Origin of the sequence: Saccharothrix sp. CCNWYY140, assembly GCF_037401995.1 — a bacterium.
In the GTDB taxonomy this organism is placed as follows: domain Bacteria; phylum Actinomycetota; class Actinomycetes; order Mycobacteriales; family Pseudonocardiaceae; genus Actinosynnema.
Window position 1 is genome coordinate 81,507 of sequence record NZ_JBBEGC010000017.1, and the last position, 8,372, is coordinate 89,878.

The following is an 8,372-nucleotide window of genomic DNA, read 5'->3' on the forward strand; positions in this document are numbered from 1 at the left end:
GCTATGGACCCGCGAGCCGCGTCAAGAGGCGGGCACCCTCGGCCGGGGCGCCACCCCGACCGCCGGAGCCGGGACCTCGTTGCCCGCCAACGCCTTGAACCGCCGCAGGCGCAGGCTGTTCGAGACCACGAACACCGAGCTGCCCGCCATGATCAGACCGGCGAGCATCGGGTTGAGCAGGCCGCTCGCCGCCAGCGGCACGGCGGCCACGTTGTAGGCGAAGGCCCAGAACAGGTTGCCCTTGATGGTGCCCAGGGTGCGGCGGGACAGCCGGATCGCGTCCGCCACCACCCGCAGGTCGCCGCGCACGAGGGTCAGGTCGCCCGCCTCGATGGCCACGTCGCTGCCGGTGCCCATCGCGATGCCCAGGTCGGCCTGCGCGAGCGCGGCGGCGTCGTTCACGCCGTCGCCGACCATCGCGACGACCTTGCCCCGCTCCTGCAACCGCTTGACCTCGTCGACCTTGCCGGCGGGCAGGACCTCGGCGACCACCTCGGTGATGCCGACCTCGGCCGCCACGGCCTTCGCGGCGGCCTCGTTGTCGCCGGTCAGCAGGACGGGGGTGAGCCCGAGCTTCCGCAGCTGCGCCACGGCCGCCTTGCTGGTCGGCTTGACCTGGTCGGACACCACGAGCAGGCCGCGCACCGCGCCGTCCCACCCGACCACGACCGACGTGCGGCCCTCGGCGTCCGCCGACGCCCGCGCGGACGCAAGCTCGGTCGGCAGGTCCGCCGAGACCAGGGAGGCCCGGCCGACGACGACCCGGTGGCCGTCCACCTCGCCGCGCACGCCCAGGCCGGTCTCGCTGGTGAACCCGCCGACCGGCGGCAGCTCGCCCACGCGGTCCCGCGCGCCCGCGACGATGGCCCGCGCGATCGGGTGCTCCGAGGCGTTCTCCACCGCGCCCGCGAGCCGCAGCAGCTCGTCGTCGGACACACCGTCCGCAGGCACGACGTCCACCAGCGTCATCTCGCCCGTGGTGACCGTGCCGGTCTTGTCCAGCACGACCGTGTCCACGGCCCTGGTCGACTCCAGCACGTGCGGACCCTTGATCAGGATGCCCAGCTGCGCGCCCCGCCCGGTGCCGACCAGCAACGCCGTAGGCGTGGCCAGGCCCAACGCGCAGGGGCACGCGATGATCAGCACCGCCACGGCCGCCGTGAACGCCGCCGGCAGCGGCTGCGCCGAGCCGATCCAGTAGCCCAGGGTGGCCAGGGACAACGCGATCACGCCCGGCACGAACACCGCCGACACCCGGTCGGCGAGCCGCTGCACCTCGGCCTTGCCGGTCTGCGCCTCCTCGACCAGCTTCGCCATCTGCGCCAACTGGGTGTCCGCGCCGACCCGCGTGGCCCGCACGACCAGCCGGCCGCCCGCGTTCACCGTCGCGCCGACGACGTCGTCGCCCGGCCCGACCTCGACCGGCACGGACTCGCCGGTCAGCAGGCTCGCGTCGACCGCCGAGGAACCCTCGACGACCACGCCGTCCGTGGCGACCTTGTCGCCCGGCCGCACCAGGAACAGGTCGCCCACGGCCAGCGCCGACACCGGCACGGTCGTCTCGGCGCCGTCCCGCAGCACGGTCACGTCCTTGGCGCCCAACGACAGCAGGGCGCGCAGGGCCGCGCCCGACCGGCGCTTGGCGCGGGCCTCGAAGTACCGGCCGCACAGGATGAACAGGGTGACGCCCGCGGCCACCTCGAGGTACATGTTGCCCTCGCCCGGCGTCCGCTCCAGCGTGATCCGGAACGGGTGCTTCATGCCGGGGATGCCCGCGTCGCCGAGGAACAGGGCGTAGAGCGACCACGCGAACGCGGCGATCGTGCCCACCGACACCAGGGTGTCCATCGTGGCCGCGCCGTGCCGCAGGTTGGCGAACGCCGCCCGGTGGAACGGCCACGCGCCCCACACCACGACCGGCGCGGCCATCGTGAGGCACGCCCACTGCCAGTACTCGAACTGGAGGACCGAGAACATCGACAGCGCGATGACCGGCACGGACAGCACGGCCACGATCCACAGCCGGTTGCGCGCGGCCTTCAGCTCGGCGTCGCGCTCGGCCGCCTCGGCGGCGGCCGGGTCCACGGCGTCCGCCGCATCCACAGTGGACACCGGTGGTGCCACGGGCTTGGCCGTGTAGCCGATCTCCTCGACGGCGCTGATGATGTCCGCCTCGGGGATCGTCAGCGACAGCACCACCTTCGCCTTCTCGGTGGCGTAGTTGACCGTCGCCTCGACACCGTCGATCCCGTTGAGGTGGTTCTCGACGCGGGCCGCGCAGGACGCGCAGGTCATGCCGCCGATCACCAGCTCCAGCTTGGTCTCAGCCGCCGTGGCCATGCGGGCTCCCCTCCGAGGTGCCGTTGGTGCCCGCGGCGGTCGGTGAGCCGCCGTTCTTGTAGGCCTCCTCGTTCTTGGCCTTGATCGCGGCGAAGGTGGCCTCGTCCAGGCCGTGCGGCGGCGGGTTCGGGCCGTCGACCCGGACGGTGAACGCGGCCGTGCGCACCACGCCCTGGTGCTGGAAGTCGAAGAACATCCGGTAGTCGCCGTAGGAGTCGGCGGTCGCGTGGAACACGATCTCCGGGCCGGACGGGGTCTCCCCGTCGCCGGGCGTGCCGTCCGGGTGGACGTGCAGGTAGGCCAGGTCGCCGTCGCGCAGCGCCACCAGGTGGCCGTACGCGCCCAGGTAAGGCTCCAGGTCGGTGACCGGCTTGCCGTCCTTGCTCACGCCGACCGTCACCTTGGTGTCCTGGCCGGGCTTGAACACGCCGTTCAGGCTCACCTCGTAGCCGTCGACGGTGGTGGTGGCCGACGCGGCGGGCAGCGGCTGCGGCCGGTAGTCGCCGGACACGGACACGTCCGCGCCCAGGACCTCGCCGTGGATGCCCCACATCGGCTTGTAGTCGGCGAACACCCGGTACTCGCCGGCCGCCGGGAGGGTCAGCGGGACCCGCCACACGCCGTCCGGGCCGAGGTTGGGGTGGATGTGCTGGAACTGGGTGAGGTCCCGGCTGGCCACGATGAGGTGCATCAGCTTCTCGTGCTGCGGCTGGTACTTCACCAGGGGCGTGCCGTCGTGCTGGAGGACCTGGAAGGCGAACGTCTGCGGGACGCCGGCCGGGAAGTTGTCGGTGAGCACCTTCAGGTACATGCTCTCCATCGAGATCTTCAGGCCCCCGGGACCGCCTTCCTCCGCGAGCGCGGCGGCCGGGGCGGGCGTGGGCGCCGCCGCGCTGGGCGGCGGACCGGCGATCCGGCCCACGACGTACGCGCTGCCGAACACCAGCACCAGGGCGAGCGCGAACGCCCCGAGCTTCGTCAAAGTCTTCATGAATACCGTCCTGTGGGACAAGGGGTGGCAGAACGGGGATGTGAATACGAGCCCGTGTCGCGACGATACGCACGAAAAGGCTGTCCCCGAATAACGTGCACCCGAATTCCAGAACGGGGTTACCGCGCTGTGGCGCGCGGGATTACCAGCGCAGCAGGCAGGCGCCGAACGACATGCCGCCGCCGAAGCCGAGCAGCAGCACCAGGTCGCCCGCGTGCAGCAGGCCGGCCCGGTTCGCGTGGTCCAGGGTGAGCGGCACGGAGGCGCTGCCGACGTTCGCGTACTCCTCGACCGTGCGGTGGGTGGTCGCCGACGTCAGGCCGCACGCCCGGACCAGCTCGCCGAGCAGCACGCCGTTGGGCTGGTGCGGCACGACGTGCCGGACGTCCTCCGCCGCCACGCCCGCTCTCGCCAGCAGCTTGTCCACGAACGGCGGCACCTCGGCGAGCACGATCTCGCTCACCCCGCGGCCGATCATGCGGAAGAAGTGCCCGCCTTCCGCCAGGGTCTCCGGTGAGGCCGGGAACCGGCTGCCGCCCGCCTCGACGCGGATCAGCCCGGCCGCGTCGCCGCGACTGGCCAGCTCGTGCGCCACCACCCCGCGACCAGCGGGAACGGCGCCGACGACGGCCGCGCCGGCACCGTCGCCGAACAGCACCGCCGTGCGCCGGTCGCCGAAGTCCAGGATGCGCGAGTACACGTCCGCGCCCACCACCAGGGCGTGCGCGCCGGGCCGGTCCGCGACCAGCGCGCGGGCCGTGACCAGGCCGTGCACGAACCCCGCGCACACCGCGTTGACGTCCCAGCCCGCGGCCCCGTACGCGCCCAGCCGGTCCTGCACCAGGCACGCCGTGGGCGGCTGCGGGTGGTCGGGGGTCGAGGTGGCGACGATGAGGTAGTCGACGCGGTCCACGCCCAGGCCCGCGTCCGCCAGCGCCCGCGCGGCGGCCCGCGCCGCCAGGTCCGACGTCGCCTCCTCGGGTGCGGCGAACCGCCGCGAGCGGATGGCGGTCTTGCGCACGACCCAGTCCGGCGCGGCGCCGGGCACGCGGTGCGCCAACTCCTCGTTCGACACCGCGAGCACCGGCACGGCGGACCCCGTGCCGAGGATTCCGACGGAAGTGGACACTGCGGCCTCCAAGCCGGAGAGGCATTTCGTGCCGCGAAACTAGACCGCTTTTTCGGTGACCCGCAACGCACACCGCCGGAACTCCACCCCACGCCACCACAGCCGATTACCGATGAGTAGCCCGCGCGATTCCCGCCCGGTTTCCGAACGGGTTCACATGCCACCCGTGTGATCTTCAGGGTCAACACGTGACATCGCGTCTCTGGGCCTTGTCGGTGACCACCGCCATGCTTGGACCATGACCGACAACGTGATCGACATCGAGGGCCTCCGGTGCCGGTACGGCGCCTTCGAGGCCGTGCGGGGGATCTCCCTCCAGGTGCGGCGCGGCGAGCTGTTCGCCCTGCTCGGCACGAACGGCGCCGGCAAGACCACGACCATCGAGGTGCTGGAGGGCCTGAACAAGGCCACCTCCGGCACCGTCCGGGTGCTGGGCCTCGACCCGATCCGGGACCGCGCCGCGCTGCGCCCCCGCACCGGCGTGATGCTCCAGAAGGGCGGGTTCAGCGGGTCGCTGACCGTGCTGGAGACGGTGAACCTGTGGCGCAACCTCACCGCCGATCCCCGGCCGGCGAAGGAAGCCCTGGAGATGGTCGGCCTGTCGGACAAGGCGGGCGTGGCCGTCGAGCAGCTCTCCGGCGGCGAGGGCCGGCGGCTGGAGCTGGCGCTGGCCGTGCTGGGCCGCCCCGAACTGCTGTTCCTCGACGAGCCGACCACCGGCATGGACCCGGCGTCGCGCCGCCGCACCTGGGAGGTCGTGCGCGAGCTGCTGGCCGACGGCACCACCGTCCTGCTCACCACGCACTACCTGGAGGAGGCGGAGAACCTCGCCGACCGCGTGGCGATCATGAAGGCCGGCGAGATCGTCACCATCGGCACGCCCGAGCAGGTCGTGCGCGCACTCCCCGCCCGCATCACCTTCCACCTGCCCGCGGGCAACCCGCCCCAGCTGTCCCACTCGACCCTGCACGTCCAGGCCGACCGGGTCACCTACCACTCCACCGACCTCCAGTCCGACCTGTCGGACCTGCTGGCGTGGGCGAACGGCAACGCGGTCACGCTGACCGACCTCGCCGCCCGGCCCGCGTCCCTGGAGGACGTGTTCATGGACATCGCCACCACCGACGACGAGCCCGCGGAGGCCTCCCGATGAGCACCCAGACGATGACCCGGCCCGGCGTGCCCAGCCTGTACGCCCAGATGGCCACGATGGTGCGGATGGAGCTGCTGCTCCTGCGCCGCAACCTGACCGCGACGATGCTGTCCGTGGTGACCCCGCTGGTCGTGGGCGTCCTGCTGGTCAGCGGGCGCGGCTACGACACGCAGGGCGGTGTCGCCCGGATGTCCGGCGTGATCGGCATGGTCGCGGTGTTCTGCGTGCACCACCACCTGACCACCGCCTACGCGTCGCGGCGACAGGAGATGGTGCTCAAGCGGCTGCGGGCCGGCATCCCGTCCGACCGGACGATCCTGATCGGCGCGGCCAGCGCGACCATCCTGGTGTTCCTGGTGCAGGCGGCGTTGCTGATCGCCTACGGCGTCGTTGTGCTGGACATGCCGGTGCCCGCGAACCCGTTGACCATGCTGCTGGCCATGCTGCTCGGCTCCGCGGTGCTGGCCGCGTTCGGCGCGGCGCTGTCCGCGGTGACCCGCAGCTCCGAGGCCGCGATGCTGACCACGCTGCCTTCCATGCTGGTGTTCCTGATGGCGCCGGGCGTGCTGGTGCCGCTGGGCGCGCTGCCGAAGAGCGTCGAGACCATCGCGTCGTTCCTGCCGATGGGTCCGTTCACCGAGATCCTGCGGACCAGCTGGCTGGGCTACGAGATCGGCGGCACCGGCGAGGCGCTGGGCTTCGCGGGCACCACGCTGCACGCCCTGCCGTGGCTGGGCGCCCTGGTGGTGTGGCTGGTCATCGGCGCGGCCGTGACCACGAAGTACTTCCGCTGGGAGCCTCGGCACTGATGGTCGTCGCACTCCGGTCCGCTAGCCTCATGCGGGTGATCGCCGCTCCGGCAGACGCCCTGTCGAACCCGCGCATGCGGCGGGCGCGGCTGTTCACCATCGTCGGGATCGCGGGCGGGATCGCGGTGTGCCTGGTGCTCGCCGGCGTGGGATTGCGTCAGGAACCGGACGCCCTGCGCAACGCCCTCGGCGCCCTGGGCCTGCTCACCTTCGTGGCCGCACTGGGCGGCGCGCTCTACCGCTCGGTCACCCCGAACCTGCCGAAGGCCACCAGCACCAAGCTCCTCCTCGCCTTCGGAGCCGCCGCCGTGCTGTCCGTGCCGCTGGTCGCCCCGGTTGGCGTGCCTCAGTGGCACAGCTGGACGTTCGTCGGCGCGTCGATCATCGGTGTGGCGCCGCTGCTGCTGCGACCTTGGGCGGCAGCGGCCCTGATGGCCGGCACGGTCGCGGTCTCCGCCGGCAGCGCATGGCTGTCCGGCGGCGACGTCCCCAGCCAGGTCGGCGTGACCGTCGCTTTGGGACTGTCGGTCGCCGCGTGGAACGCGTTGCACTTGTGGGGCTGGACGTTCCTCGTGCAGGCGCAGGAGGGCCGAGACGCCCTGACCCGACTCGCCGCGACGGAGGAGAGGCTGCGTTTCGCCCGGGATGTGCACGACCTGTTGGGCCACAACCTCTCCGTCATCGCCCTGAAGGCGGAACTGGCGTCCCGCTTGGCCTTGGTGGACGGCGAACGCGCCAGCCGCGAGGCCGACGAGGTCCGCGCCCTGGCCGCCGCGGCGCTGACCGAGATGCGCGAGGTCGTGCACGGCTACCGCCGAGTCGACCTCCGCGACCAGGTCCTGGCCGTGGCCCAGGTGCTGCGCTCCTCCGGCGTCCGCTGCACCGTCACCCAACCGGACGAAGACCTCCCAGCAGCACTGGCCGCGCCCCTCGTGTCCGTGCTCCGCGAGGCCGGCACCAACGTCATGCGCCACAGCAAGGCCGACTGGTGCACGATCGAGGTAGTCCGAGAGGATGCAGGCGCACGCCTGACCGTCGCCAACAACGGCGCCGGCGACGCAGGCCCGGACGACCGCAGCAGCGGCCTGCGCGGCCTGGCCGATCGTCTGGGTGATGTCGGCGGCACGCTGCGGACGTGGAGGAAGGACGGCATGTTCACGCTGGAGGCGATCGTGCGGGCGGACACGTGATCCGGGTGATGCTGGCGGACGACGAAGACCTGATCCGCACGGCACTGGCCGCACTCCTGTCCCTGGAAGAGGACATCGAGGTGGTAGCCCAGGCCCAAGACGGCCGAGCAGCTGTGGAAGCAGCCGCCGCCCACCGCCCCGATGTGGCGGTCCTGGACCTGGAAATGCCGAAGATGGACGGCCTGGAGGTGACAGCGGAACTGAAACGTTCCCTCCCCACCTGCGCAGTCATCATCCTCACCGGCCACGCCCGTCCCACACACTTGCAGCCAGCCCTGAACACCGGCGCCAAGGCCTACCTGCCGAAGGGCTCACCGGGCGGCACCCTGGCCGACGTGATCCGCCGGGTTCACGATGGTGGCCGATACGTAGACCCAGGCCTGGCAGCCGACGCCCTGACCGCCCCGGAGTGCCCTCTGACCCCACGAGAGGTCGAGGTCCTAAGACTGGCCGAGTACGACACCCCGGTCTCCACCATCGCCGCCAAGACCCACCTGTCAGTAGGCACGGTCCGCAACTACCTCACAGCAGCAGTCAGCAAACTAGGCGTCACCTCAAGAACAGAAGCCTTCCGCCTAGCCCACGACAACGGCTGGCTCTAAAACCCCCACCACCGACACAGCACACGCCTCGCTTTTCACGAAGCTGCCGCACGGCACACCTCTACCTGGGCTTCTTGCTTTTGTCATCCCCGTATGGCCTGCCCGAAGGGCTACCACAGATTTCCCCGGGTGCAGCCAAAAAGTTTTGCGAGGAACGA

7 protein-coding genes are annotated in these 8,372 nt (G+C 71.7%); 4 read left to right on the plus strand and 3 right to left on the minus strand.

All coding sequences use genetic code 11. The features are described 5' to 3' along the window. Positions 1 to 21: 21 nt before the first annotated feature. The 3 genes from WBN91_RS11865 to WBN91_RS11875 form a co-directional block, all read right to left on the minus strand. The gene (locus tag WBN91_RS11865; RefSeq protein WP_337728114.1) at positions 22 to 2,340 is read right to left on the minus strand and encodes a heavy metal translocating P-type ATPase; all 2,319 of its coding nucleotides are present in this window, start codon (positions 2,338 to 2,340) and stop codon (positions 22 to 24) included. After that, a complete protein-coding gene (locus WBN91_RS11870; protein WP_337728113.1) occupies positions 2,324 to 3,331 on the minus strand; it encodes a hypothetical protein in 1,008 nt (335 codons plus the stop codon). Before WBN91_RS11870 ends, WBN91_RS11865 begins: the two co-directional genes overlap by 17 nt. A 142-nt stretch (positions 3,332 to 3,473) precedes the next feature. Beyond that, positions 3,474 to 4,460: a 3-oxoacyl-ACP synthase III family protein gene (locus WBN91_RS11875; RefSeq protein ID WP_337728112.1), complete on the minus strand. Its 987-nt coding sequence runs from the start codon at positions 4,458 to 4,460 to the stop codon at positions 3,474 to 3,476. A 238-nt stretch (positions 4,461 to 4,698) separates the two neighbouring features. Here WBN91_RS11875 and WBN91_RS11880 point away from each other — a divergent pair, with 238 nt between their 5' ends. From WBN91_RS11880 to WBN91_RS11895, 4 genes are read left to right on the plus strand one after another with little or no spacing between them, the layout of a single operon-like run. Beyond that, on the plus strand, positions 4,699 to 5,613 hold the full coding sequence (locus tag WBN91_RS11880; RefSeq protein WP_337728111.1) for an ABC transporter ATP-binding protein: 915 nt from the start codon (positions 4,699 to 4,701) through the stop codon (positions 5,611 to 5,613). Further along, positions 5,610 to 6,422, plus strand: coding sequence for an ABC transporter permease (locus tag WBN91_RS11885; RefSeq protein WP_337728110.1), 813 nt, complete (start codon positions 5,610 to 5,612; stop codon positions 6,420 to 6,422). The genes WBN91_RS11880 and WBN91_RS11885 overlap by 4 nt, the downstream gene beginning before the upstream one ends. Positions 6,423 to 6,457: 35 nt before the next feature. After that, positions 6,458 to 7,612: a sensor histidine kinase gene (locus WBN91_RS11890; protein ID WP_337728109.1), complete on the plus strand. Its 1,155-nt coding sequence runs from the start codon at positions 6,458 to 6,460 to the stop codon at positions 7,610 to 7,612. Further along, the gene (locus WBN91_RS11895) at positions 7,609 to 8,214 is read left to right on the plus strand and encodes a response regulator transcription factor (RefSeq protein ID WP_337728108.1); all 606 of its coding nucleotides are present in this window, start codon (positions 7,609 to 7,611) and stop codon (positions 8,212 to 8,214) included. The genes WBN91_RS11890 and WBN91_RS11895 overlap by 4 nt, the downstream gene beginning before the upstream one ends. The last annotated feature ends 158 nt before the right edge of the window (positions 8,215 to 8,372 follow it).

Excerpts from the sequence above, each read along its gene's own strand:
- WBN91_RS11880 (WP_337728111.1), top strand. The coding sequence starts at position 4,699 with ATGACCGACAACGTGATCGACATCGAGGGCCTCCGGTGCCGGTACGGC.
- WBN91_RS11885 (WP_337728110.1), top strand. The coding sequence starts at position 5,610 with ATGAGCACCCAGACGATGACCCGGCCCGGCGTGCCCAGCCTGTACGCC.
- WBN91_RS11865 (WP_337728114.1), bottom strand. The coding sequence starts at position 2,340 with ATGGCCACGGCGGCTGAGACCAAGCTGGAGCTGGTGATCGGCGGCATG.
- WBN91_RS11870 (WP_337728113.1), bottom strand. The coding sequence starts at position 3,331 with ATGAAGACTTTGACGAAGCTCGGGGCGTTCGCGCTCGCCCTGGTGCTG.